At 67.7% G+C, this 23,031-nt stretch carries 26 protein-coding genes, 2 tRNA genes and 2 pseudogenes; 12 read left to right on the top strand and 18 right to left on the bottom strand.

Translation table 11 applies throughout. From position 1 onward, the window contains the following. A partial coding sequence (locus ACWELQ_RS07820) for a TetR/AcrR family transcriptional regulator (RefSeq protein ID WP_452396261.1) occupies positions 1–321 on the bottom strand: 321 nt, incomplete at its 3' end. 116 nt (positions 322–437) lie between these two features. Between ACWELQ_RS07820 and ACWELQ_RS07825 the strand changes: the two genes are divergently transcribed. Beyond that, the gene (locus tag ACWELQ_RS07825) at positions 438–1,340 is read left to right on the top strand and encodes an alpha/beta fold hydrolase (RefSeq protein ID WP_452396262.1); all 903 of its coding nucleotides are present in this window, start codon (positions 438–440) and stop codon (positions 1,338–1,340) included. Between the two features lie 88 nt (positions 1,341–1,428). Here the strand turns inward: ACWELQ_RS07825 and ACWELQ_RS07830 are convergent, their stop codons facing one another. Beyond that, positions 1,429–2,262, bottom strand: coding sequence for a DUF1542 domain-containing protein (locus ACWELQ_RS07830; protein WP_452396263.1), 834 nt, complete (start codon positions 2,260–2,262; stop codon positions 1,429–1,431). 110 nt (positions 2,263–2,372) lie between these two features. Then, complete coding sequence (locus ACWELQ_RS07835) at positions 2,373–3,386, bottom strand: diguanylate cyclase domain-containing protein (protein WP_452396264.1); 1,014 nt, start codon at positions 3,384–3,386, stop codon at positions 2,373–2,375. Between the two features lie 393 nt (positions 3,387–3,779). On the opposite strand from ACWELQ_RS07835, the gene ACWELQ_RS07840 reads away from it, so the two are divergent. Both ACWELQ_RS07840 and ACWELQ_RS07845 read left to right on the top strand, forming a co-directional pair. Further along, a tRNA-Gly gene (locus tag ACWELQ_RS07840) sits at positions 3,780–3,850 on the top strand. 23 nt (positions 3,851–3,873) lie between these two features. Then, positions 3,874–3,950, top strand: a tRNA-Pro gene (locus ACWELQ_RS07845). Positions 3,951–4,037: 87 nt separating this feature from the next. On the opposite strand, the gene ACWELQ_RS07850 is transcribed toward ACWELQ_RS07845, so the two are convergent. From ACWELQ_RS07850 to ACWELQ_RS07865, 4 genes are all read right to left on the bottom strand, one after another. Continuing rightward, positions 4,038–4,844, bottom strand: coding sequence for a glycosyltransferase (locus tag ACWELQ_RS07850; protein ID WP_452396265.1), 807 nt, complete (start codon positions 4,842–4,844; stop codon positions 4,038–4,040). A gap of 33 nt (positions 4,845–4,877) precedes the next feature. Next, a complete protein-coding gene (locus ACWELQ_RS07855; RefSeq protein WP_452396266.1) occupies positions 4,878–5,288 on the bottom strand; it encodes a hypothetical protein in 411 nt (136 codons plus the stop codon). Positions 5,289–5,364: 76 nt separating this feature from the next. Then, positions 5,365–5,970, bottom strand: a complete 606-nt coding sequence (locus tag ACWELQ_RS07860; RefSeq protein ID WP_452396267.1) for an anaerobic ribonucleoside-triphosphate reductase activating protein — start codon at positions 5,968–5,970, stop codon at positions 5,365–5,367. Then, positions 5,967–7,766 (bottom strand): ribonucleoside triphosphate reductase, encoded by a 1,800-nt coding sequence (locus tag ACWELQ_RS07865; protein WP_452396268.1) that lies wholly within the window; start codon positions 7,764–7,766, stop codon positions 5,967–5,969. Before ACWELQ_RS07865 ends, ACWELQ_RS07860 begins: the two co-directional genes overlap by 4 nt. Before the next feature lie 251 nt (positions 7,767–8,017). Here ACWELQ_RS07865 and ACWELQ_RS07870 point away from each other — a divergent pair, with 251 nt between their 5' ends. The 5 genes from ACWELQ_RS07870 to ACWELQ_RS07890 all read left to right on the top strand — a co-directional run bounded on the left by ACWELQ_RS07870 (position 8,018) and on the right by ACWELQ_RS07890 (position 12,367). Next, positions 8,018–8,734: an SDR family oxidoreductase gene (locus ACWELQ_RS07870; RefSeq protein WP_452396269.1), complete on the top strand. Its 717-nt coding sequence runs from the start codon at positions 8,018–8,020 to the stop codon at positions 8,732–8,734. A gap of 109 nt (positions 8,735–8,843) precedes the next feature. Beyond that, positions 8,844–10,217: a phosphatase PAP2 family protein gene (locus ACWELQ_RS07875; RefSeq protein WP_452396285.1), complete on the top strand. Its 1,374-nt coding sequence runs from the start codon at positions 8,844–8,846 to the stop codon at positions 10,215–10,217. A gap of 10 nt (positions 10,218–10,227) precedes the next feature. Next, a complete protein-coding gene (locus tag ACWELQ_RS07880) occupies positions 10,228–11,505 on the top strand; it encodes a glycosyltransferase family 87 protein (protein WP_452396270.1) in 1,278 nt (425 codons plus the stop codon). A gap of 86 nt (positions 11,506–11,591) precedes the next feature. After that, positions 11,592–11,963: a hypothetical protein gene (locus tag ACWELQ_RS07885; protein WP_452396271.1), complete on the top strand. Its 372-nt coding sequence runs from the start codon at positions 11,592–11,594 to the stop codon at positions 11,961–11,963. 179 nt (positions 11,964–12,142) lie between these two features. Then, the gene (locus tag ACWELQ_RS07890) at positions 12,143–12,367 is read left to right on the top strand and encodes a hypothetical protein (protein ID WP_452396272.1); all 225 of its coding nucleotides are present in this window, start codon (positions 12,143–12,145) and stop codon (positions 12,365–12,367) included. A 3-nt stretch (positions 12,368–12,370) separates the two neighbouring features. Here the strand turns inward: ACWELQ_RS07890 and ACWELQ_RS07895 are convergent, their stop codons facing one another. The 3 genes from ACWELQ_RS07895 to ACWELQ_RS07905 are packed head-to-tail and all read right to left on the bottom strand — an operon-like array spanning position 12,371 to position 14,082. Further along, positions 12,371–12,784 carry an arsenate reductase ArsC gene (locus tag ACWELQ_RS07895; protein WP_452396273.1) on the bottom strand — a complete coding sequence of 138 codons (414 nt, stop codon included), beginning with the start codon at positions 12,782–12,784 and terminating at the stop codon, positions 12,371–12,373. Beyond that, the gene (locus ACWELQ_RS07900; RefSeq protein WP_452396274.1) at positions 12,781–13,515 is read right to left on the bottom strand and encodes an aquaporin; all 735 of its coding nucleotides are present in this window, start codon (positions 13,513–13,515) and stop codon (positions 12,781–12,783) included. Before ACWELQ_RS07900 ends, ACWELQ_RS07895 begins: the two co-directional genes overlap by 4 nt. Positions 13,516–13,551: 36 nt before the next feature. Further along, entirely contained in the window at positions 13,552–14,082 is a 531-nt protein-coding gene (locus tag ACWELQ_RS07905; protein ID WP_452396275.1) for an ArsI/CadI family heavy metal resistance metalloenzyme, read from the bottom strand. Between the two features lie 103 nt (positions 14,083–14,185). Here ACWELQ_RS07905 and ACWELQ_RS07910 point away from each other — a divergent pair, with 103 nt between their 5' ends. Then, positions 14,186–14,545 (top strand): Rv2640c family ArsR-like transcriptional regulator, encoded by a 360-nt coding sequence (locus ACWELQ_RS07910; RefSeq protein ID WP_452396276.1) that lies wholly within the window; start codon positions 14,186–14,188, stop codon positions 14,543–14,545. Between the two features lie 22 nt (positions 14,546–14,567). On the opposite strand, the gene ACWELQ_RS07915 is transcribed toward ACWELQ_RS07910, so the two are convergent. Next, positions 14,568–15,077 (bottom strand): hypothetical protein, encoded by a 510-nt coding sequence (locus ACWELQ_RS07915; protein WP_452396277.1) that lies wholly within the window; start codon positions 15,075–15,077, stop codon positions 14,568–14,570. A 262-nt stretch (positions 15,078–15,339) separates the two neighbouring features. Then, entirely contained in the window at positions 15,340–15,795 is a 456-nt protein-coding gene (locus ACWELQ_RS07920; RefSeq protein ID WP_452396278.1) for a MarR family winged helix-turn-helix transcriptional regulator, read from the bottom strand. Between the two features lie 96 nt (positions 15,796–15,891). On the opposite strand from ACWELQ_RS07920, the gene ACWELQ_RS07925 reads away from it, so the two are divergent. Beyond that, positions 15,892–17,148 carry an alpha/beta hydrolase gene (locus tag ACWELQ_RS07925; RefSeq protein ID WP_452396279.1) on the top strand — a complete coding sequence of 419 codons (1,257 nt, stop codon included), beginning with the start codon at positions 15,892–15,894 and terminating at the stop codon, positions 17,146–17,148. 7 nt (positions 17,149–17,155) lie between these two features. Here ACWELQ_RS07925 and ACWELQ_RS07930 read toward each other — a convergent pair whose 3' ends face one another. Both ACWELQ_RS07930 and ACWELQ_RS07935 read right to left on the bottom strand, forming a co-directional pair. Then, the gene (locus ACWELQ_RS07930; RefSeq protein ID WP_452396280.1) at positions 17,156–17,968 is read right to left on the bottom strand and encodes an Fpg/Nei family DNA glycosylase; all 813 of its coding nucleotides are present in this window, start codon (positions 17,966–17,968) and stop codon (positions 17,156–17,158) included. Positions 17,969–17,992: 24 nt separating this feature from the next. After that, entirely contained in the window at positions 17,993–18,463 is a 471-nt protein-coding gene (locus tag ACWELQ_RS07935) for a ribose-5-phosphate isomerase (protein ID WP_452396281.1), read from the bottom strand. A gap of 212 nt (positions 18,464–18,675) precedes the next feature. Between ACWELQ_RS07935 and ACWELQ_RS07940 the strand changes: the two genes are divergently transcribed. After that, complete coding sequence (locus ACWELQ_RS07940) at positions 18,676–19,686, top strand: M48 family metallopeptidase (RefSeq protein WP_452396286.1); 1,011 nt, start codon at positions 18,676–18,678, stop codon at positions 19,684–19,686. Positions 19,687–19,759: 73 nt separating this feature from the next. Here the strand turns inward: ACWELQ_RS07940 and ACWELQ_RS07945 are convergent, their stop codons facing one another. Continuing rightward, entirely contained in the window at positions 19,760–20,407 is a 648-nt protein-coding gene (locus ACWELQ_RS07945) for a mycothiol-dependent nitroreductase Rv2466c family protein (RefSeq protein WP_452396282.1), read from the bottom strand. A gap of 193 nt (positions 20,408–20,600) precedes the next feature. Between ACWELQ_RS07945 and ACWELQ_RS07950 the strand changes: the two are divergent. Then, positions 20,601–20,927 (top strand): annotated as a pseudogene (locus ACWELQ_RS07950) (FAD-dependent oxidoreductase); the annotation flags it as partial. Here ACWELQ_RS07950 and ACWELQ_RS07955 read toward each other — a convergent pair. The 3 genes and pseudogenes from ACWELQ_RS07955 to ACWELQ_RS07965 form a co-directional block, all read right to left on the bottom strand. After that, positions 20,922–21,506: pseudogene (locus ACWELQ_RS07955) on the bottom strand (ABC transporter permease subunit); the annotation flags it as partial. The pseudogenes ACWELQ_RS07950 and ACWELQ_RS07955 sit on opposite strands and share 6 nt — an antisense overlap. A gap of 6 nt (positions 21,507–21,512) precedes the next feature. Beyond that, positions 21,513–22,421, bottom strand: a complete 909-nt coding sequence (locus ACWELQ_RS07960) for an ABC transporter substrate-binding protein (protein WP_452396283.1) — start codon at positions 22,419–22,421, stop codon at positions 21,513–21,515. Positions 22,422–22,574: 153 nt separating this feature from the next. Beyond that, a partial coding sequence (locus tag ACWELQ_RS07965; protein ID WP_452396284.1) for an isocitrate/isopropylmalate family dehydrogenase occupies positions 22,575–23,031 on the bottom strand: 457 nt, incomplete at its 5' end.

Consider the following 23,031-nt stretch of genomic DNA (forward strand, 5'->3'; position numbering starts at 1 on the left):
GCGGACGCGTTCGGGGTCGACGCAGGAGAGCAGGAAGTTGTGCAGCCCGGCCTCCAGACCGGCCATGGCGTCGGTGGGCGGGGCCTGCGCCATGGTCTCGGCGACCTGCTGCAGGATCTCCTGCTGGACCTGTTCGTAGACCGCGCGGAAGAGGTCCTTCTTGTCCTTGAACTGGTGATACAGCGCGCCGCGGGAGCTGCCGGCGCGCTCCACGATCTCGGGGGTGCCGACCGCGGCGTAGCCGCGCTCGGCGAAGAGTTCGCGCGCGGCGGCTATCAGGGCCGCGCGGGTCGACTCGGATCGTTCGGCCTGCCTGATCATCGGCACCTTTCCTGGCTCGGTTGCTGGGATCGTATCGTGAACCCATTGAAAACAGGCAGCCTGTTTGTTACTTTGAAATCCTCTTCACCGTCACAGCTCCAGAGGGAGTAATCCAGATGACGCACACCATCAGCCCCGAATCCCCCAAGGCCTGGCGCGATCCCGCCCTCGGCACCCGGCGCGAACTCGCACTACCGCAAGGCCGACTCACCGTATTCGACAGCGGCAGCGGCGATCCCATCGTTTTCGTGCACGGCGTCCTGGTCAACGCCAATCTGTGGCGCAAGGTCATTCCCGGCCTGTCCCGCGAATACCGTTGCGTGGCAATCGATATGCCGCTCGGATCACACACCACCGCCATGCCCGACGCGGAGCTCGATCCGCCCGGGCTGGCCCAGCTGGTCATCACGGCCATCGAGTCCCTCGACCTCGGCCCGGTCACATTGGTGGGCAACGATTCCGGCGGCGCGGTGAGCCAGCTGGTCGCGACCGCCCGCCCGGATCTCGTCGCCCGCCTGGTGCTGACCTCCTGCGACGCCTACGAGAACTTCCCGCCCCCGTTCTTCAACTACCTCGGCACGGCCGCCCGCACGCCGGGAGCCCTCGCCGCCATGGCCCAGACCCTGCGCATCCGCCCGCTACGCCGCCTGCCCATCGCCTTCGGCTGGCTGATGCGCGGCCCGCTCGACCCCAAGGTCGGCGACTCCTACGCCCTGCCGGTCACCGTCCCCGCCATCCGCGCCGACGTCCGCCGCGTCATCCTCGGCCTCGACAGTCACTATCTGCTCACCGCCGCAAAGACTTTCGCCGATTTCAAGCATCCGGTACTGCTGGCGTGGTCGGCCGGTGACCGCTTCTTCCCGGACCGCTACGCCGAACGGCTGGCCGCCGACTTCCCCGACGCCCGCATCACCTGGATCCACGATTCCCGCACGTTCTCGGCCGAGGACCAACCCGCCCAACTCACAACCGCCATCGCGGCCTTCCTCGCCGAAACCAGCGAAGCGAACCCACAATGACCGTCCGCGACCTCAAGGTGGACGCGCGCGAACAGGGCGACGACCGCGCGCCGGAGCGGGTCACGGAAGTGGCGTTGGGGTTCTTCGGTCAGAAGTCGCCGCCGTCGAATCCGTCGAAGCCGCCGAAGTCTCCGTAGTCGCCGAAGGTCGGGCCGCCCAGGTCTGCACCGGGATCCATCCCGCCCTGGTCGAATCCGCCCTGGTCGTAACCGGATTGGTCGTAACCGCCCTGGTCGAGGCCGTTGGTGCCCGCGTCGAGTCCGGCCTGATAGCCGTCGCCGTAACCACTTTCGAAGGCGGCGGCGTCGTAGCCGACACCGGACATCCCGCTGAACAGCGAGTTGAACAGGACCGCGGAGCCGACGCCCCAGGCTCCGGCGACCAGGGCGGTCTTCCACCACGGCTCGGAATACCAACCGGCCGGGACTGGTCGGCCCGCGACCCGGCCGCCCGGGTAGTAGTTCGGGGTGGACGCCGACGGCGTGGGCGAGGCTTCGACGCGACGGCCGTCGAAGTCGATGGCCCGCTCCTCGGTGACACTGCCCGCGCTGCGCTGACCGTCCAGTTCGGGGACGGCCGGGCCCGGGTCCATGCCCATGGCGGCCCGGGCGGCCCGCACGTAGTACAGGCCCTCGAGGGCGGTTTCCTTGGCGAGGCGGGCCTGCGCGGGGGTCGTGGCCTGCTCGATCTGCGAACCCGCGGCATTGAACCGCTCACCGGCGTCGACCAACGCCTGCTTGGAGGCGGCATCGGTGCCGCCGAGGTTGTAGACCTGTCCGCCGAGCCGCTCGATCACCCGGCGCGCGTCGGCTTTCGCGTCCGCGAGCGCAAGGTCCGAGCGGGAGCGTTGAGCGCGGTTGACCACCACGACACCCAGCCCCACAACGAGCACGACGAGAACCAGAACGACGACCGTAGCCATGCGCCCAGCCTACGCAGCGATATTCGCCGAACAGTTGCTACTCGCTCTGAGCTGAATGAGAATCGCGACTCCGGCCGGGGCGACGCTGCCCGGCGGCCAGGGCGATACCGCTATCCGGCCACGGCCGCGAAACGCGTGGTGCGGCGGGCTGGATCAACCTCCTCTTCGTCCGGCTCCGCCACCGCGAACTGACGCTTACCGGCGGTTTTAGCCGAATACATGGCTCGGTCGGCGCTGCGCAGCAGATCCGAGAAATCACACTCGCGCCCGGGCGAACAGAAGGCGGTGCCGACACTCGCCGACGCCGGAACATGTCCGGCGGCCGTCGGCACCGGCTCGCACAGCGCGGACAGCACCCGCATGGCAAGCTCGGCCAGGGTATTGCGCCGGGCCGGCACCGCGACCACGAACTCGTCGCCGCCGTAGCGGGCGATCACGGCCTCGGCCGGGCAGGCCGCGCGCAGCCGCTGGGCGATGGTGACCAGCACCTCGTCGCCGACCGTGTGGCCGTAGCCGTCATTGATCTGCTTGAAGTCGTCGAGATCGATGAGCAGCAGCCCGACGCCGCGCGCGGGATCGGTGGACATCACCCGCACTCGCTCCTGCAACAGCGAGCGATTGGCCAGATCGGTCAGCACGTCATGGGTGGCCTCGTGCCGCAGCCGCGTCTGCAACGCCGCGATCTCCTGCACCCGCACCGACACCGCCTCCGACAGGCTGCGTTCCTGCTGGGCCAGGGCCCGCTGCTGCAGCGCCTCGGCGTAGGCGTCGATCGCCTGGCTGGCGATGAACGACCAGCGGGTCGCGATCAGCGAACCCCGCAGTCCCGGTGAGAGACCCAGCAGCGCACGGCTGGCGGGCGCCAGCATGCGGGTGCGGTCGAACGGTGATTCGGCCAGGCTGCGGCCGATACGCCGGGCCTCCTTCACCGGAAACGGTTCGGACCCGGCCAATTCCAGCAGCTCACCGATGAGACTGCCGAAGATGCGCTCGAGATCGTCGGCGGGAACGCCGGGCGTCTGCCCCAGCGCGACGCTGTTCGCGCCCGGGTGCACGGCCCGCACCCATTCCCGGATGGTCACCGCCACAATGGCGGAGGTTCGCGTGTCGAGACGGATGGACATCTCCGCTCACCCGGCGAACTTGAAGCCAGGACCAGCGGCCGCGCCGGTCACGCCCTTCGGATCGAACTCACTACTACGCGGTCGGCCACACCAGTGGTGCATGCTCACCGCCCCCTTTCCGATACCCCCGTCCGGACAAAAAGGATCCTAGCAAGCCACCCGACATCGAAAAGCCCTGATTCAGAACGGGTTCCCGCTGTCTCGCGAATGGCGATCGCATGGCTCATCGCTACGGTCACAGCGGTGTTACACCCGTTTCCGGCATGTTTTCCGCGACGCGCCGAACGCGCCGCCCGACCGGCCGTGACGTGCGGCTACGGGACCTGATTGGCATTCCGGGAGTGAGGTTCGGTACAGTGCTCAACGCACGCGGCATCCACGGATGCGGTGACTGCGGGTGTAGTTCAATGGTAGAACCTCAGCCTTCCAAGCTGATGGTGCGGGTTCGATTCCCGTCACCCGCTCTTTCCCCTCATTTTCGGGGTCACGGGGTGTAGCGCAGCTTGGTAGCGCATCCGCTTTGGGAGCGGAGGGTCGCAGGTTCAAATCCTGTCACCCCGACCAGATTCCTTCTCTACCAGCCTTTTCTGATGAATCCCCGGGCCCAGCCCGCGGCCGCCACCGCCCCTGTCCGACGCGGTGTGTTTCATGTCACTCACCCAAAGTGGGTGAATCCCCCCATCTCTCGCGCCTCCCCGAATGAGACTGTTCCCCAGCCGATCTCGTCGGCGCTATGTCCGATTCGAGCGCTCGTACTCGTTCGGCGAGCAGTTCGGCGCGTGCCGTCCGGTCCACCGCGTACTGCGCGCCCTCGGTGAGCTGCCCGGGATGCTTGCGGTAGTGCAGGCCGACCCGGGGCAGGAACCAGCCGTCGCGCAGTGTCGAGACCGCGAGCAGCATGCCGGTGTCCTCGGAACTGGGCAGCGCCATCCAGCCGCCCACGGCGATCAGCAGTTCACGGCGGACACAGATGGTCGCGGGGTGCACGTTGAGCCGGTAGCCGTGGTCCAGCCACCACGCGTGCACCGCGCCCCGGTGGATCCGGCCGGGCGGCGGATCGGTGGCGAATTCCCGCAGTGAACCGTCGGGCATCCAGTCCAGGGCTCGGCTTGTGGTCCAGCCGATTTCGGGGTCGGCGGTGAGCACGCCGATGCTGTCGGCGAGGGCGTGCGGGGTGAGGACATCGTCGGAGTCGAGATTGCGGATCAACGCTCCGCAGGAGCGCTCCAGCGCGAGATTGCGGGTCGTACCGGGCCCGCCCCGGGGGCCCGAGGCGGGCCGCACACGCGGGTCCGCGAGCGCTCGCGGTGGTAGCGGCAACGGTTCGTCGCCGTCCGCTTGCACCAGCCATTCCCAGGCCCACCCCGCCGGGAGCACCTGATCGCGCAGCGATCGGTAGGCGTCGTCGAGGAAGTGGGCCGGGGTGCGGTAGCACGGAGTGACAACGGAGATCAACATCGTTGTCACCCAACCTAGTCCAGCGTGCGCGGCTCAGCTGTTGTCGTGGCCGGTGATCTGCACGGTGGTGATGCGCAGTTCCGGGTCGCCGAGGATCTCGTTGCCGGTGATGGTGACCGTGGCGGTGAAGTAGTCGTTCTCGGCGAGGGTGCCGACGCCGGGGCCGGAGAGTTCGATGGAGGTGCCGTTGAGGACGTAGCTGTCGCTGTTGGGGCCCGCGGTGGCGAAGGCGGCGTGGCTGTCGTCGGTCACGTTGTACATCTCGCCGTAGATGGTGAGCGACTCACCGACATGGTGGTGGTAGTCGGCGAGGATCTCCTTGAGCGCGGCCTCCGAGGCCGGGGACTGCTTCTGGATGGTGACCCCGGGCTGGGCCACGGCGGTGCCTGCGGTGCCGCCCGCGAAGGCGACGGCGAGAACGGCTGCGGTGATGAGCTTGCGCATGTGTGCTTCCTGTCGAACAGACGCGGAGGACCACGCGCCCCCGCCGGTTCAAGATCGTAAGCACTCGCACGGAACGTTAACCGCCCGTGGCGGACAACCGCCGGACCGGCTGCCGGACCGTCGGCCCGCCGCCCAGGTCGCGCAGCCAGCGGTCCAGGTCGGCGAGGTCGCGCGGGCCGAGCTGATCGGGATTGATGGTGGTCCGGAGCTGGTGCGGCACACCGGAATCCAGCAGCACCCGCAGGCTGCGGGCGGCCGGGCGGATGCTGCCGCGAGTGCCGGTGACGTCGTCGTAGCGGCCGGGCGGGGCCTTCACGTCGAATCCCACCCAATCCAGCAGCTCCGCCGACAACAACTGTTCCAGACGGCGCGGATACGATCCGGCCGTGTGCAGACCGGTGGCGAAACCCATGGCCCGCACCTCCCGCAGCGCCTCGACCAGACCCGCCTGCAGCAGCGGCTCGCCGCCGGAGAACACCACCCCGTCGAGCAGGCCGCGGCGGCGGAACAGGTGCAGCCGCACGGCATTCCAGTCCACGACCGGGGGCGTGCGCGGCGAGAGCAATTCCTGATTGTGGCAGTAGCCGCACCGCCACGGGCAGCCCTGCGTGAACAGGGTGGCGACCAGCTTGCCCGGCCAGTCGCAGGTCGACAGGCGCGACCAGCCGCCGAGGCGGATCACGCCGGCACCCCGGCGGATTCGAGGAACGGCACCCGTTCGGCGTGTTCGCCGCGCTTGCCGATATTGAACGAGGACACCGGGCGGTGATAGCCCATCACGCGGGTCCACACCTCGCACTCGCCGCCGCAACTCGGGCAGACCGGTTGTTCCCCGGCCAGGTAGCCGTGCCCGGGACAGATCGAGAAGGTCGGGGTCACCGTCAGGTAGGGCAGCGAAAAGCGTTCCAGCGCACGACGGACCAGCGTGCGGCACGCCTCGGCGGTGGTGATGCGCTCGGACATGTACAGGTGCAGCACCGTGCCGCCGGTGTATTTCACCTGGAGCTCGTCCTGGCGTTCCAGCGCTTCGAAAGGGTCGTCGGTCCAGCCGACCGGCAGCTGCGACGAATTCGTGTAGTAGGGATTGGATTCCGTCCCGGCCTGCCGGATGCCGGGGTAGCGCAACAGGTCCTGCCGGGCGAACCGATAGGTCGCGCCCTCGGCGGGGGTGGCCTCCAGGTTGAACAGGTGCCCGGTGCGCTGCTGGAACTCCACCATGCGGCCGCGCACGTGATCGAGCAGCCGCACCGCCATGGCATGCCCGTCCGGGTCGGTGATGTCGGACGCGCCGTCGGTGAAATTGCGGATCATCTCGTTGATCCCGTTCACGCCGATGGTCGAGAAGTGATTGTCCAGCGTGCCCAGATACCGCCTCGTGTACGGGAACAGGCCGTCGTCCATGAGCCGCTGCACGGTCTCGCGTTTGATCTCGAGGCTCTCGCAGGCCAGCTCGAGCAGCGTGTCGAGCTCGGCGAACAGCGCGTTCTCGTTTCCGGCGCAACGGAATCCGAGCCGCGCGCAGTTCACCGTGACGACGCCGACCGACCCGGTCTGCTCGGCGCTGCCGAACAGGCCGTTGCCGCGCGCGAGCAGCTCGGTCAGATCCAGTTGCAACCGGCAGCACATGGAGCGGATGTGGTGGGGTTCGCGATCGGAGTTCAGGAAGTTCTGGAAGTAGGGCAGCCCGTATTTCGCGGTCATGGCGAACAGCCGCAGCGCGTTCTCACTGTCCCAAGGGAATTCGCGGGTGACGTTGTAGGTCGGGATGGGGAAGGTGAACACGCGCCCGTCGGCGTCGCCCTCGGTCATCACCTCGATGTAGGCGCGGTTGATGAGATCCATTTCTGCCTGCAGTTCGCCGTAGCGGAACGGCATGGCGACGCCGCCGATCACCGGTGTCTCCTCGCGCAGGTCGGCCGGGCAGGTCCAGTCGAAGGTGAGGTTGGTGAACGGGGTCTGGGTGCCCCAGCGCGAGGGCACGTTCAGATTGTGGATGAGTTCCTGCATCCCTTGGCGCACTTCGCGATAGGTGAGGCAGTCCTTGCGCACGAAGGGTGCCAGGTAGGTGTCGAAGGAGCTGAACGCCTGCGCGCCCGCCCACTCGTTCTGCAGGGTGCCCAGGAAGTTGACCACCTGCCCGCAGGCGGCCGAGAAGTGTTGCGGCGCGGCCGAGGCGATCTGCCCGGGCACCCCGTTGAACCCCTCGGCGAGCAGGCCGCGCAGCGACCAGCCCGCGCAGTAGCCCGAGAGCATGTCCAGATCGTGGATGTGGATATCGCCCTCGCGGTGCGCGCGCCCGACGGCCTCGGGGTAGACGCGGTCCAGCCAATAGTTCGCGGTGATCTTGCCCGCCGCGTTGAGGATCAGCCCGCCCAGCGAATAACCCTGATTCGCATTGGCATTGACCCGCCAGTCACGGCGTTCGAGGTACTCGGTCACGGAATCGACAGCATCAACAGCGCTCACAGCAAACACCATATTGTGCCGAAAACTGTTCTGGCACACTATATCTTGTGGGACATTTGTCCCTGGACAGCGACCGGCAATCCGCTGCCGATCGCGGGACCAGCGGCGACGGGCACCGCCGGGGCCGGCACGGCGATATCCGTCCCGCGCGAGTGTGATTCAGTGCTCGAAACCCGGCCTCACTCCGTGGCCGACCCGTCCGACAAGGCGGCGGCCATGCGCCGCAGGGCCGTTCGATCCTCGGGCGTGAGCCGGTCGAGCAGATGCCGCCGCACCGCGCGTCCGCCGGGATCGGGGCGGCCGTCGCGCGTCGCCTGAGCGCGGCCGGGCACGACGTCGTCCTCACCTATCGATCGGGACGCGACCGGGCGGAGGCGGTGGTCGAGGAGATCGAGGCGACCGGCGGTCGCGCGCTCGCCGTGTATGCCGACGTGGCCGTGCGCGCCGATCTGCGTGCCGTCTTCGATGCCGCCGAGCACCGATTCGGTTCGGTGTACGGGCTGGTCAACAACGCGGGCGTGGCCAAGCTCGCGCCCGTGGCCGACAGTGATGACGCACTGATCGGGGAACTGCTCGGGGTCAATCTGATCGGCACCCTCTACGGCATGCAGGAGGCCGCCGCGCGACTCACCCCCGGCGGAGCGATCGTCAATCTGTCCTCCACCGCGGTCGCGACCGCGACGCCCGGGCTCGGCGTCTACCTGGCAGCCAAGAGCGGTGTCGAAACCCTCACCCGGGTGGCGGCCAAGGAGTTCGGGACCAGGGGAATTCGCGTCAACGCGGTCGCACCGGGTTTGATCGACTCGCCGATGTTCCGCGACGGCAAAACCGAGGAAGATCTACGGCGCTTCACGGCGCAAGCACCGTTGGGTCGATTGGGCGGCAATGACGAGGTCGCCGCCGCGGTCGCCTACCTGCTGCATCCGGATTCGTCCTGGGTGAACGGCCAGGTGTTGCGGGTCAACGGCGGCGTCGCCTGAGGGCATCGGCGTGACCGGCCGAACACCTCGAAAGCAGACCGCACAGTAACCGGAAGTTGTGCCTCCGTTTAACTTGTGTTATCGATTTACGGTGCTGCTTGACCACGAGATGAACACTTCGCGCTCCTCGTTGTCGAGCGGCCGGGTCGGAGCGCGCGTGCTGCCGATCGCCGCGCTGGTGCTGGCGCTGGCCCTCCTCACCGCGGCACAGGTGTGGGCCACCGCGCACGACATGATCGGACCGCTGCGCAGCCTGCTCGACGACTACCTGGCCAACCCGCAATCGGCGGCCGTGTCGTGGGCGGGCCTCGGGCTCGCCTGCGTCGGCGTGCCTACCCGGACCCGGATCGTGACCCTGAGCGCCGCCGCCGCGCTGGACCTGCTCACGCTGGGCCTGCAAGCGGCCTGCGGATGGCACGTGTCCATCGGCACCGGCCCGACGCTGGCCCTCACCGGGCTGATCGTGGTGGTCGCGCGCTGGGAAGGGCAACGACGCCGGACCGCCTTGCAGGCCATCGCCTTCGGCGTGCTGCTGATCATGGCCTCGAAACTCGCCGACACCTGGCTGATGGTCAGCATCATCGCCGGGCCCCGGGTGCTCGACCAGTACGTCCAGCTCGCCGATCGCGCGCTGGGGGAACCGTCGTGGCTGGTCGGGCACGCGCTCGACGCGCTCGGACCGGTGCCCTCGCAGATCCTGCACGTGGTGTACATCCAATTGCCGGTGGCGGCGGTCGTGATCGCGGCCTGGCAGTTGCGCCGGGTCACCACCGACGGCTGGCCCCGGCACCATCTGGTGCGAACGTTCCTGGTGCTGGGCGTGATCGGACCGCTCGGCTACGTGCTGTTCCCGGTCGTCGGCCCGGTCTTCGCCTACGGCCCGCTCGGGCACGGGCTCGAGATCGGCGACTGGCCGCAGGTGTGGCCCGCCATGATCTCCGATCCGCAGCCGATGCTGTTCGACTCGGTGACCGCCCGCAACTGCATGCCGTCGATGCACACCGCCTGGGCGACCGCCTTGTTCATCCACTCCCGTACCGGGCCGCGCTGGCTGCGCTGGGCCGGGGCGTTCTGGCTGGTGTGCACGCTGCTGGCGACGCTGGGGTTCGGCTACCACTACGGCAGTGATCTGGTGGCGGGCGCGGTGCTGAGCATGACGGTCGAGTCGGCGCTGCGCGATCCGGAGCGCGGCTGGGACCATGTTCGGGCCCGCATCGTGTCGCTGGGCACGGCGGTTCTCGCCGGATTGTTGCTGTCGTATCGCTACCTGGCCGAGACCATGGCCGAACATCCGGTGCCCGCCGGATTCCTGGTGCTGGGTTCGCTGGCGGCGGTCGCGTTCCTGTTCTACGCGACCTGGTTTGCTCGTCCCGGCAGCCGGTTGGCGCACTGGGGCGGCCGCGTCCCGATCGATGGATTTGCCATCAATTTGCCCGTCGCGCAAGGCAATCCGGACATCTTGCGCGAAAGCCGAAAGGGTTAAATTCTCCCTGATGATCACTACGCGGGCGGGGCAACGAAGCTTGCTGGAGAACCTGAAGACCGAGGGCCGCGCCGGTCTCCCCCGCATTCCGATCTTGATCGGCGTGCTGGTGTCGCTGGCGATCACCGTGCTCTTCGCGTCCCTGCACGGCTTCCTCGACCTGCAGGTCTACCGCGTCGACACCAAGGGCTGGCTCGAGCACGGCACGCTCTACGGTCCGACCCTGCCGGTGGCCGGGCACACCGACCTGCCCTTCACCTATCCCCCGTCGGCCGCGGTGCTGATGATCCCGCTGGCCGTCATGCCGCTGTGGCTGGCCGAATTCCTGGTCACCACCAGCTCTTTGGCGTGTCTGGGCGTGACGATCTGGCTGGTGCTGTCGCGGGTGCGGGCGGATCTGGATCCGCGCACCAAGATCACGCTCAGTGTCGCCGCGGTCGTGCTGGCGCTGGCCATCGAGCCGGTGCGCACCACCCTGTGGTTCGGGCAGATCAATCTGGTGCTCATGGCGGCGGTCGCCCTCGACTGCCTGACCGAGAAACCGCGCTGGCCGCGCGGCGTGCTCATCGGCATCGCCGCGGTCACCAAGCTGACGCCCGCCGCCTTCGTGCTGTACTTCCTGATCCGGCGCGACTGGAAGGCCGCGGGTACCGCCGCTGCCACCGCGGCCGGGGTGATCGGCGCCGGATTCCTGCTGTTCCCAAGGGAATCGCGGGACTACTGGCTGCACGCCATCGTCGATACCAATCGCATCGGCTCCCCCGACTACGTCGGCAATCAGTCGCTCAAGGGCATGGTGTTCCGGGTGGGGGTGCCGCAGTCGGCGACCACCGCGGTCTGGCTGGGGCTGGCACTGGTCGTGGTGTGCGCGGGCGCGGCGCTGATGCAGCACCTGATCACCGCCGAGCGGTCGCGGGCGGACTTGTCCGGTCCGACACCGGTGACGATCCTGTCGGTCACCGCGCTGCTGGTGAATGCCGCGGTGCTGCTGCTCATCTCACCGGTCTCCTGGACCCACCACTGGGTGTGGGTGGCCCCCGGTCTGGTGACGGCCGCCGCCTGGGCCTCCACCAGCACCCGGTTCGCCGCCTCCGCCACCATCGCCGTGGTCGCCGTGCTGTTCCTCATCGGCCCCGGCCTGGTACCCAATGGCAAGCATCGCGAGATGAATTGGGCTTGGTGGCAACACATCCCGGGCGACATCTACGTGATCGCCACCGCAGTCCTGTTGTCGGCTGGCCTGGGCAGGCTGATCTGGTCGCGCACCAGAACCGGCGTCGAGCGGTAGCCGACGAGCACGACCGGGAGCTGTTCGAGCGCGAGTGCTCCCGCTGCGAGCACCGACCTCCAGCAAAATTCCAGTAACAAGCCTGAATGCGTTTCGATGTTCTGAAACAACACCTAATTCAGGAGGTCGGAATGCTATCTGCGAAGCGGCTTGCTGCCAGCGTCGTCGTCGCCACCGCGGCGGCGGGAACAATGTTCGCGACTGCCGGAGTCGCCCAGGCCGATGACGTGCCGGTATGGGCAGCGAACTGTCACGTGTACAACATCTTCAACACCGGCGGAATGTCCAATTGCGAGCTCCCCACCTGGCACCAGGTGAAACTCACCTGCATCGCATGGCCCGTCCCCTTCACCTACTGGAAATACGGCCCGATCCAGTACGGCCAAAACCAATCCTGGGCCAGCTGCGACTCATTCAACGCCCTGGTGAACGTCGAGGTAATTCAGGCGTATCCATAGACCGATCCGAGGGCACCGGCCGTACAGCGCGACACTCGCTCAGCGCGCTGTACGGCTTTCGTTTGGTCGAATTGGTTAGAGTGGACCGAAAATATGGTTACCGACCAGCAATGGTTTGGGAGCGCTGCCATTCCAGCTACGTCGGCCGCTGACGCCCCACCGACCCCAGGAGCCCGACGGTGACCGAACCCTCGAAACCCTCTGTCCTGTCCCGCATCTCACCCAAACAGTGGCTCGCGATCGCTCTGACAGTGCTCGCCGTCCTGTTCATCGTCGAGAACCGCCACCGCGTAGACATCGAATTCCTCCTCATGACCGTCCGCTCCCCCATGTGGCTGGTCCTCCTCGTCACCTTCGCCGTCGGCTGGCTCGTCGGCCTGCTCACCCGACGCTCCCGCCGCTGACCTCTAGCGTGTGTCGCTGGGCAGCAACTCCGCGATGAGTTCCTCTACGCGTGAACGGATTTCGTCGCGGATCGGCCGCACGGCGTCGACCCCCTTGCCCGCCGGATCGTCGAGGGTCCAGTCGCGGTAGTCGACGCCCGGGAAGTAGGGGCAAGTGTCACCACAGCCCATGGTGATGACGACGGTGGAGGTCTGCACCTTGTCGGGGGTGAGGATCTTCGGCGTGTGCGCGGTGATGTCGATCCCCAGTTCGGCCATGGCCTCGACCGCGGCCGGGTTGATCGCCTCGGCGGGTGCGGTCCCGGCGGACCGGACCTCGATGGCGTCGCCCGCGAGGTGGCTGAGGAAACCCTGCGCCATTTGCGAGCGCCCGGCGTTGTGCACGCAGACGAACAGCACGCTGGGGATGGCGGTCATGATGTGCTCCGGGGGTCGTCGAGCGGGTGGGTTGGGGCGGTATTCTCGGCCGGTATCGGGTCAGGGTAGAGCAGCCAGATCAGGCCGAATCCGAGAGCCGCGCCGAGGAATTGGGCGGCGATGAACGCGGGCGCCGACGTGGGCGCGATCCCGGCGAAGGTGTCGGAGAAGATCCGGCCGACGGTGACCGCGGGGTTGGCGAAGCTGGTGGAGCTGGTGAACCAGTAGGCCGACCCGATGTAGGCGGCGACCGCCAGCGCGGACAGGGCGGCCCGGCCGGTGCGAGCGAGCGCGAAGATCACCGCGATCAACCCCGCGGTGGCCACGATTTCGCCGACCAGGTGTCCGGTGGTGACGCGGTGGTGGGTGGAGATCTGCGCCGCGGGCTGGTCGAACATGATGTTGGCCAGCACGGCGCCGGCGATGCCGCCGGGGACCTGCGCGCCGAGGTAGACGGCGACCTCACGGGTGGTGAGCCCGGTGCCACGGCGGCGTCCGGCCCACCAATCCGCCACCGAGACAACGGGATTGAAGTGCGCGCCAGACACCGGCCCCAGCACCAGGATCAGCACCGCGAGCCCGAATACCGTGGCGGTCGAGTTCTCCAGCAGCTGGAGCCCGACATCATGGGCGGACAGTTGCTGGGCGGCGATGCCGGAACCGACGACCACACAGACCAGCAGCCCGGTGCCGACGAACTCGGCCAGCGACCGGCGCTTCAGCTCACTCATCGGGCGACCGCCTCGGGCGGATGATCACGCGGTGACTCACGAGCAGCAGGACTGGCCCGAAGCGACGGCGTCGGCCTTCGCGGCGCTGCCGCAGCATGCGCCTTCGGCGGCAGCCTCTCCCGCGGTGCCACAGCACACCGCCATGGCCTGTTCGTCGGTGGCGACCTGACCGGAGGCCGATACCGGTGCGGTGCCGAAGGTTTCGGTGTCGGCCAGGACGGTGTAGACCTCCCAGCGCTCGGCGTCGGGGGCGGTGACCCAGACCTTGTCCTGGGTGGCGAAGCAACAGGTCGTGGCGATCTGCTCCTCGGTGAACAGGCCGGCGCTGGAGAGGCGGGCGATCTCGGCGTGCACCCGGTCGGAGGATTCGACTTCGACGCCGAGGTGGTTGAGACTGCCGCCGTGGCCGGGGTTTTCGATGAGCACCAGCTTGAGGGGCGGCTCGGCGATGGCGAAATTGGCGTAACCGGGCTTGCGCTTGGCGGGGTCGGTCTTGAACAGGGTCGAGTAGAAGGTGACCGCCTGGTCGAGATCGTCGACGTTGAGGGCGAGCTGAAGACGGGACATGAGACCATACCTCCACTTGTGAGACATATGTCGAAGAACTTGGTGAGGCAGAGTCTGCCCGACCTTTTCGACATATGTCAACAAGGTGCGTAGGGTGGTTGTCATGCCCAAGGCATTGCCCGTGATCGACATGTCCGCCCCGGTCTGCTGCGCCCCCGTGGCCGCCGCCCCGATCGACGATGCCGCCGCACTCGAAATCGCCCTGCGGCTCAAGGCCATTGCCGACCCGGTCCGGGTCAAGCTGCTGTCACTGCTGCTCACCAGCCCGGCCGGGGAGGAGAACACCGGCGACCTCGCCGCCACGGTCGGGCTCGCCGAGTCGACCGTCAGCCACCACCTCGGCCAGCTCAAGAAGGCCGGACTCATCGAAGCCGAACGCCGCGGCATGAACACCTATCACCGCGCCTACCGCGACGCCCTGTCCGCCCTCTGCCTGGTCCTCGACCCGAACTGCTGCCGCTGAACAACTTTCGGCAGATCGACGACTATTGACTCGATCCGCTCGTCAACGCCCCGAGCAGTCCGGAAAGCACGCTCGCACCCAGTCCGACCGGCAGCCCGTCCTTCGACCCCGAGGCGAATCCACCGGCGGACCCGGTCAGATACCCCTTCCCCGGCCCACTCGTCGAGCCGGTGAGCGTGCCGGGCGCGTCGTTGCCCAGCTCACTCAAGCCACAGTTGGCCAGACCGGCGCCGGACCCGCTGGCCAGAGCGGTGAGGATGCCATTGGCCAAGCCTGCGGCAGAACCGGATTGGGGTCCACCGGAGGATCCGCCGAGATACCCGAGCGCCGAACCGGTGACCGAGCCGGTAGCGCCCGCCCTGGCCGAGCCGCTGAGGAATCCCTGCACACAGGACTCGCCGGGCGGTAAGGCCGTGGTATCGACGGGGGCCGCGCCCGGAGTCTCCACCGGGAGTGGTTCAGCGGTGGCCGGTCCCACGCCGATGGCGAGTGCCAGGCCGAAGAACGCGGTGATCAGAAGGGTGTTGCGCATGGATTTGCCGCTCTCGTGTGGTTCCATCGCCCACTGCCCGAATGGCGCTGCGGCACAACCCGTTTCGAACAGTGGGAGGTTCCGTCCAGACCCTCCCACACCGAAAACCGTCTGGACGTTCGACCAATTTAACTCGACCAGCCCTGCCCCACATCCGGATCCAGCAATTCACCCGATCCTGCGCCCACCCCCGACCCGACCCACGAACTCCGCACCACCGCAGCCCGTTTCACCACGGCGACGGGTGGACACCGCGACAGGGTCAGAGCTGGTCGTAGATCGCGACCAGGCGATCGAGAACCTCGGCGGCGGAGCGCAGCGCCGCGGTGTCCTGCTCCGCCAGCTCCACCCGCAACGCATCGTCCATGGCCGCCATGCGCTCTCGGCACCGGACACGTCCGGCCGCGGTCAGCATGACCAGGACCGAGCGCTTGTCACCCGGCCCCCGCTCCCTGGTCACATACCCGGCGGCCACCAGTCCGTTGACCAGTTGCGTCGTTGCCGCACCGGTTGTTTCGGCCAGGGCGGCGAGTCCGCCGATCGTCAGCGGACCCTGCTCGTCCAGCGCGCGCAGGGCGCGGGCATGGGTGAGCGACAGCGCCTCGGGCGATCTGGTGGCCCGGCCACGCAGCCGAGAGTCCGCCGCGCTGAGCCGATAGGCGGCCCGCGCGAGCAGGTCGAGGGCCGCGGCGCGGTCCGGGTCGAAGTCTTCGCTCACGGGGCATCTCCTGTCGACGGAACGGGTCGGGTTGACAACCAGCTTAACCTAAGTACTTAATAGATAAGTACTTAGCTTTCTCGGGAAGGAACCACCATGACCATTCGATCCATCGGCCAGAGCTGGGCCCTCGACATCGCCCTCGCCCAGGGCGGATTCGACGCCCTGCACCCACAGGCCAAGGGCACCATGGAACAACTCGGCCATGACCACACCGATTTCGACAAGGTCTTCGCGCTCACGCAAAGCGGGGCCATGCTGCCCAAGGCATGGGCGAGCATCGCCGCGCAGGCCGAGGAACGCGCCGCCCATCACGAGCGAAACGGGTTCGCCCGCACCGCCGCCGACCTCTACACCCGGGCCGCGGTGATGTGGGGCCGGGCCCAGTATTCGATCTTCGAGGCCACCGATCCGCGCAAACTCGCCTTCCGCGAGCGGACCAACCACTGCGTCGAACGACTGGGTCGGCTGCGCGGCGGATTGGTCCGCCGAGTAGCGCTCGACTTCGAAGGCAAGCAGATCTTCGCACTGCTGCACCTGCCGGCCGGGCCCGTACGCCATGCCCCGGCGGTGATCCTCGGCCCCGGCATGGACATGATCAAGGAGGACTACATCGCTGCGGCCGAACGGTATTACACGTCGCGAGGCGTGGTCGCGCTGTCCATCGAGGGCCCCGGCCAGGGCGAGAGCCGAGCGCACGGCCTGACCGTCGACCTCACCAACTACGAGCGCGCGGTGCGGGCGTACGTCGACTACCTGGCAGACCTGCCCGAGGTGGATCCGCAGCGCATCGGCATGTTCGGCATCAGCATGAGCGGCTACTGGGGATCACGCGCGGCCGCAACGGATTCCAGGCTGGCGGCGCTGGCCGCCTTCGAGGCGCCCACCGGTGACTTCCGGACGATCTTCGAGCGAGCCCAGCCGACCTTCAAGAACAACTACATGTACATGGCGGGCTACGAGAACGAAGCGGATTTCGACCGCGATCTGCGCGACCGCATGCCGCTGGGCGATCTGGTCGCCGACATCACGTGCCCGGTGTTGTACGGAATCGGCGAGTTCGACGAGCTGACCCCCTTGGAGCAGGCGCTCGCCAACTATGAACTGGTCCGCGCCCCCAAGGAGATTCGCGTCTACGAAGGCGAATTCCATCCGCTCGGTGGCGTGGCGGCCGAGATCTTCCGCTTCGGCGCGGAATGGCTCGAGCGGGCGCTCGCCGGTGAGTTCGCGACGCCCGGACGCGATGTGCGGCACTACGTCCACCGCGACGGGCGCACCACCGACGGGACCGCCGATCCGCACTGGTGGTCGGGTGCGGTGCCCTTGGCGATCCAGCGGCTGCGCTCGGCCTGAGACCGCGTCAGCCCGGCTGACAGGTGGGGCACCAGAACAGGTTTCGGGCATCCATCACCGAATGCAGAACCGGGGTACCGCACAAGCGGCAGGGTTCGCCGACGCGGCGGTAGACGTAGGTGCGGGGGCGGTCGGCGGCGTAGGAGGGTGCGCCGTGGTCGTGTTCGGGACGGACCACGTGCATCTTGCCGCGGCGGACGCCGACCTTCATCAAATCCACCAGGTCGGCCCAGATGGCGTCCCATTCGGTGCGGCTCAACGACTTTCCCGGGCGATGCGGGGAGATGTTGTGGCGGAAGAGGATTTCCGCGCGATAGACGTTGCCGACGCCAGCGAGGACCTTCTGGTCCATGAGCATGGCGCCGATGGTGCGCTGGGAGCGGCTGATGCGGTGCCAGGCGCGGTCGGGGTCGGCGTCGCGACGGAGGGGGTCGGGGCCGAGACGGGAAGTGAGGGCGGCTACTTCGGGGTCGTGGAGGATTTCGCAGGCGTTGGGGCCGCGCAGGTCGGTGCCGTGCAGGTCGCCGGTGCGGCCGCCGCCGATGAGGCGCATGCGGACCTCGCCGACCGGGTCATCCATGGGCACAGAGGATTCGGTGAACTTCCCGTACAGGCCCAGGTGGATGTGCAGGGTGACGCCCGAATCGTAGTGGTGCAGTAGGTGTTTGCCCCAGGCTTCGGCGCGGGTCAGCACGCGGCCGTCGATGAGGGCCGCGCCGTCGGCGAAGCGGCCCTGCGGGCTGGAGACGTGGACCTGACCGCCGGCGAAGCGCTGATGGTGCAGCTTCGCCAGGCGGTGCAGCGTATGGCCTTCGGGCACGGGTCAACAGCCTTCGGGCACAGGTCAGTTCGGCAGGGCCGGGGGGACGCCGGTCTTCTCGTACTCGGCGAGGATGTCGATGCGGCGCTGGTGACGCTCCTCGTCCGACCACGCGGTGGTGGTGAACGCGTCGACGATGGCGAGGGCTTCGGAGGTGGTGTGCATGCGCCCGCCGATGCCGAGCAGCTGCGCGTTGTTGTGCTGCCGGGCCAGCTGCGCGGTCTCCACGCTCCAGCCGAGGGCGCAGCGCGCGCCGGGCACCTTGTTGGCGGCGATCTGCTCGCCGTTGCCGGAACCGCCGAACACGAAGCCCAGCGAGCCCGGGTCGGCGACGACGCGGCGGGCGGCCTCGATGCAGAAGGCCGGGTAATCGTCGAGGGCGTCGTATTCCAGCGCGCCGCAGTCGACGACCTCGTGGCCCTGGCCCTCCAGGTGAGCCTTGACGTGGTTCTTCAGTTCGAAGCCGGCATGGTCGGCACCCAGGTATACGCGCATGGCGGTGATTGTGTCAGGACGCCCGCGTGCCGACACGCACGGGTCCGGACCCGCCGCGGTGAGACCGAACCGCCGACACCCGTGAAACGTACTATCCAGGCATGACGTCCGACGACAGTTCGATACCGCCGAACGCCTATGGGGGGCAAACATCCGGCGGCCTACCGGCCCAGCCACCCACGGGCAGCGTTCCCGCGGTCCCGATCAACGGCATGACCGGCTGGGATCCACGCCTGGGTGCGCCCGGTTGGGCTCCGCAGCAACCGTATTCGCCGCCACCGCCGCCGATGGTGCAGCAGACCCGCGGCCTGTCCCCGTACGGCATGCCCGCGCGGCACAGCTGGGAGATCCCGATGCTGGTCATCGTGGTCACCGTCACGGTGCTCGCGTACCTGTTCGCACTTCTGCTGCTGATCACCGGCGATTTCAGCGAGATCACCCTGGCGCTGGTCTTCGCACCGCTGATCGTCTACCTCATCCGCGGTATGAATTTCGCGACCCAGCGGGTCAACGGCGTGAAGATGTCTCCCACCCAGTTCCCCGAGGGGTACAGGATGGTGCAGGAGGCGGCGATGCGCTTCGGCATGAAGAAGGTCCCCGACGCCTACGTGGTGCTGGGCAACGGCCAGATCAACGCGTTCGCCTCGGGTCACGGCTTCCGCCGCTTCGTGGTCGTCTACAGCGACCTGTTCGAAATCGGCGGCGCGGCACGCAATCCCGACGCGCTGGCGTTCATCATCGGCCACGAGGTCGGCCACATCGCGGCCGGGCACGTCTCCTACTGGCGGCAGCTGGGCATGTTCGCGGGCGGCTACATCCCGATCCTGGGCAGTTCGCTGATCCGCGCCCAGGAGTACACGGCCGACAATCACGGCTTCTGCAATCGGCCCCACGGCGCGCCCACGGCCATGCAGACCCTCGCGGGCGGCAAGTATCTGAACAATCTGGTCGGCTTCGACGAGATGGCCGATCGCGCCGCCCAGGAGAAGGGCTTCTTCGTCTGGATCATCAACGCCATGTCCAGCCATCCGGTGCTGACCTGGCGCATGTGGGCGCTGCGGGACCGCAGCCGCCACGGCAAGCTGTTCTGGCGACCCAGTGTGCCGCCGCTGCCGGTCGCGCCCCTGCCATACGGCTACCAGCCGCCGATGCCGCCCGGCTACGGTGGTCCGCCGCCCGGTTACGGCGACGCCACGTATCACGAATATCGGCCGCCGAGCTGAGTTCCCGTGCGCGAATGATCGGGCGGGGTCCTGCCCCCGCCCGATCGTCGTTTCACGCCGAATACCCAGCCCCTCAGTCGAAGACGGGATCCTCGGTGCGAGTCCGCTTGAGCTCGAAGAAGTGCGGGTAGGCGGCCAGCGCGACCGCGCCGTCCCACACCTTGCCCGCCTCCTCGCCGCGCGGAATCCGCGACAGCACCGGCCCGAAGAAGGCGACATCGTTGATGTGGATGGTCGGCGTGCCGACATCCGGCCCGACCTTGTCCATTCCGGCGTGATGCGAGGTGCGCAGCAGCTCGTCGAAGTCGGTGCTGTTCGCCGCGGCGGCCAGCTCGGCGGGCAGGCCCACCTCCGCCAGCGACTCGCTGATGATCTGCGCGAGCAGGTCGGCGCGCGAGCCGTCCTCCCGCTCGTATTCGGTGCGCCGGTTGTGCAGGCGGGTGCCCATGGCGGTGTAGAGCGGCAGCAGCACCTTGTCGCCGTGCTCGGCGGCGGCCGCGATGGCGACCCGCACCGGACCCCAGCCGGTGGCGAGCAGTTCTTCGTACTGCGGGGGCAGGCCCTCGCGGCCCTCGTTGAGCACCGACAGGCTCATGACGTGGAAGTGCGTCTCGATATCGCGTACCTGCTCGACCTCGAGGATCCAGCGGGAGGTGATCCAGCACCACGGGCACAGCGGGTCGAACCAGAAGTCGACCTTGTCCTTCTTGGTGTCGCTCACAAGCAAGTCCTTTCACAGTTCGCGGACGGCCGGGATGCAGCACTCGACACCCGAGCACACATCAGCCGTACTCCATGCGCAACAACCTGGATTGTTGCCGATATTTCCGCGCCGCCCACCTGCGCCGGGGCTAGTGTCGGAATATCGGCCTCGAGGACGGCGGTCCCCACCGGCGCAAGCAGGAGGATTCGGCATGACCACATCCAGGTTCGTGATCGCGGGCGGCGGGCTGGCCGCCACGAAGCTCGCGGAAGCCCTGCGGGCCAATGATTTCGACGGCACGGTGACGCTGGTCGGCACGGAGGACCATCTGCCCTACGAGCGCCCGCCCCTGTCGAAGGAGCATCTGCTCGGCAAGAAGGCGCTAGCCGACTTCACCCCGAACCCGGCGCAGTGGTATCGCGACCACCATGTGGAGGTCATGCCCGGCACCACCGTCACCGCCGTGGATCGGGCCACCAAAACCGTTGTGCTGCCGGACGGTACGACCCTGTCCTACGACAAACTGGCGCTGGTCACGCTGCCCCTCGCCCACCGAATTGATTCCGGCGCGCACGATTTCGGCCATGTAGGCGGCCTCGTTGAGACCCAGGCCGACCATGGCGAAGAAGAACGGCGCCGACCAGTGCTGCACATCGAAACTCGTCAACGACGGCCCGAACGGCACGCCCACCGTGATCGTCTTGTACAGCGACGGGAACAGGCCCCAGAACACCAGCTGCACATAGACCGGGGTCCCGCGGAAGATCCACAGGTACGCCCACGCCACCGACCGCAGCACCGGATTCGGTGAGAGCCGCATGACGGCCAGCACCACGCCCAGCACCACACCGATCAGCATGGCCAGCACGGTCAGTTCCAGGGTCACCAACGCGCCCTTGGCGATTCGCTTGTCGCCGAGGTACTTGAAGTAGGTGTCCCAGTGGTACGCGTCGTTGGTCTTCGCACCCCAGAGGAACAATCCCAGGGCGATGAGAATGATCGCGGCGGCGATCCACCGGCCCGGCCGTCGCAGCGGAATCGCTTTGATCGGCTCGGGCTCGGTGCCCGCGACCGCCGTCGCAGCCGAGGCTGCGGAGTTGGTCTCGTCCTGCGCCATAACGACTTAGCTCGTCGCCCCGTTGATGACCGACTTGGTGATCGCGCCCTCCTGGACACCCCAGTTCTCGGCGATCTTCTTGTACTGGCCGTTGTCCATCAGGTACTGGACGGCCTCCTGCAGCACCGGCGCGAGCGCCGAGTTCTTCTTCAGCGGCCAGCCGTAGGGCGCGGAGTCGAAGATCTTGCCGGCGGCCTCGATCTTGTCGCTGGCCTGCTTGATGGCGTACGCGGTCACCGGGGAGTCGGCGGACATGGCGTCGACCTGGCCCTGCACCAGCGCGTTGGCGGCGGCGGACTGCTCGTCGTAGGCGACCTTCTGGATCTCGGGCTTGCCCGCGGCGACGCACGCCTTGGACTTGGCCGGGATCTCGTCGGTGTCCTGAACGGTGGTGCGCTGCACCGCGACCTTCTTGCCGCAGGCGTTGTCGGGGTCGACGGCCTTGCCCTTCTGCTGGGCCCACTGGCTGCCCGCGGAGAAGTAGTCGACGAAGTCGGCGGTGGCCTCGCGCTCCTTGTTGTCGGTGAACGAGGACATGCCGACGTTGAAGGTGCCCGCCTCGATGGAGGGGATGATCTTCTCGAAGTCGGCTTCCTTGTAGTCGGCGGTCAGGCCCATCACCTTGGCGACCGCGTCCATCAGGTCCACATCGAAGCCGACGATCTTGCCGCTGCTCGGATCCCGGTACTCGTTGGGCTGATACGGCACGTTCACGCCGACGGTCAGCTTGCCGGAGGACTTGATGTCCGCGGGCACCTTGGCCGCGATGGTGTCCACCTTGGCGATGTCGACCTTGGCCACATCCGGATTGCTCGACTCGGAGTTGTTGCTACACGCGGTCAATGCGAGGGCACCGGCGGCCACCACGACGGCAGCGCGCAGGGCACGCCCACGGAGAGATTTACGAACAGACACAGCAGTCCTCCACAGTTCGGGTGCGCGACGTCCGGGCTTCGCCCGCCGTTTGAAATGTAGGCGAGTGACACCGTCCACGTCGGTCGGTAACCGAACATTAATCGGCGACACGCCGTTGCGTGGCCGAACACGCCCGGTCCCGGAAGTGCGCGCTCACCAGCGGTGCAGCCGGGCCCGCACCTGCTCGGTGAATTCGGAGGTAGATGCTAGCCCACCCAAATCGGACGTCGCGACACCGGCCCGCAACGTATCCGCAACCGAATGTTCTATGCGCTCACCGACGCGACGCAACGCGCTGTAGCGCTGCGTGCGGCCCATCCAGCGCAGCATGCCCGCCGCGGAGTTGAACAGCGCCACCGGATTAGCGCGATTGCGTCCCGCCAATGTGGGGGCCGCGCCGTGCACGGCCTGCGCCATGATCTGCGTGTCCGAGCAGTTCACCGATGCCGCCATGCCGAGCGAACCGCTCAGCTCGCCCGCCAGATCGGAAAGGATGTCACCGAAGAGGTTCTCGGTGACGATGACGTCGTAGTCGCCGGGCGCGCGGACCAGATGCGCGGCCGCCGCATCCACGTGGTCATCGTTGACTTGGACATCCGGATACTCCGCT

The organism is Nocardia sp. NPDC004722, from assembly GCF_053601505.1.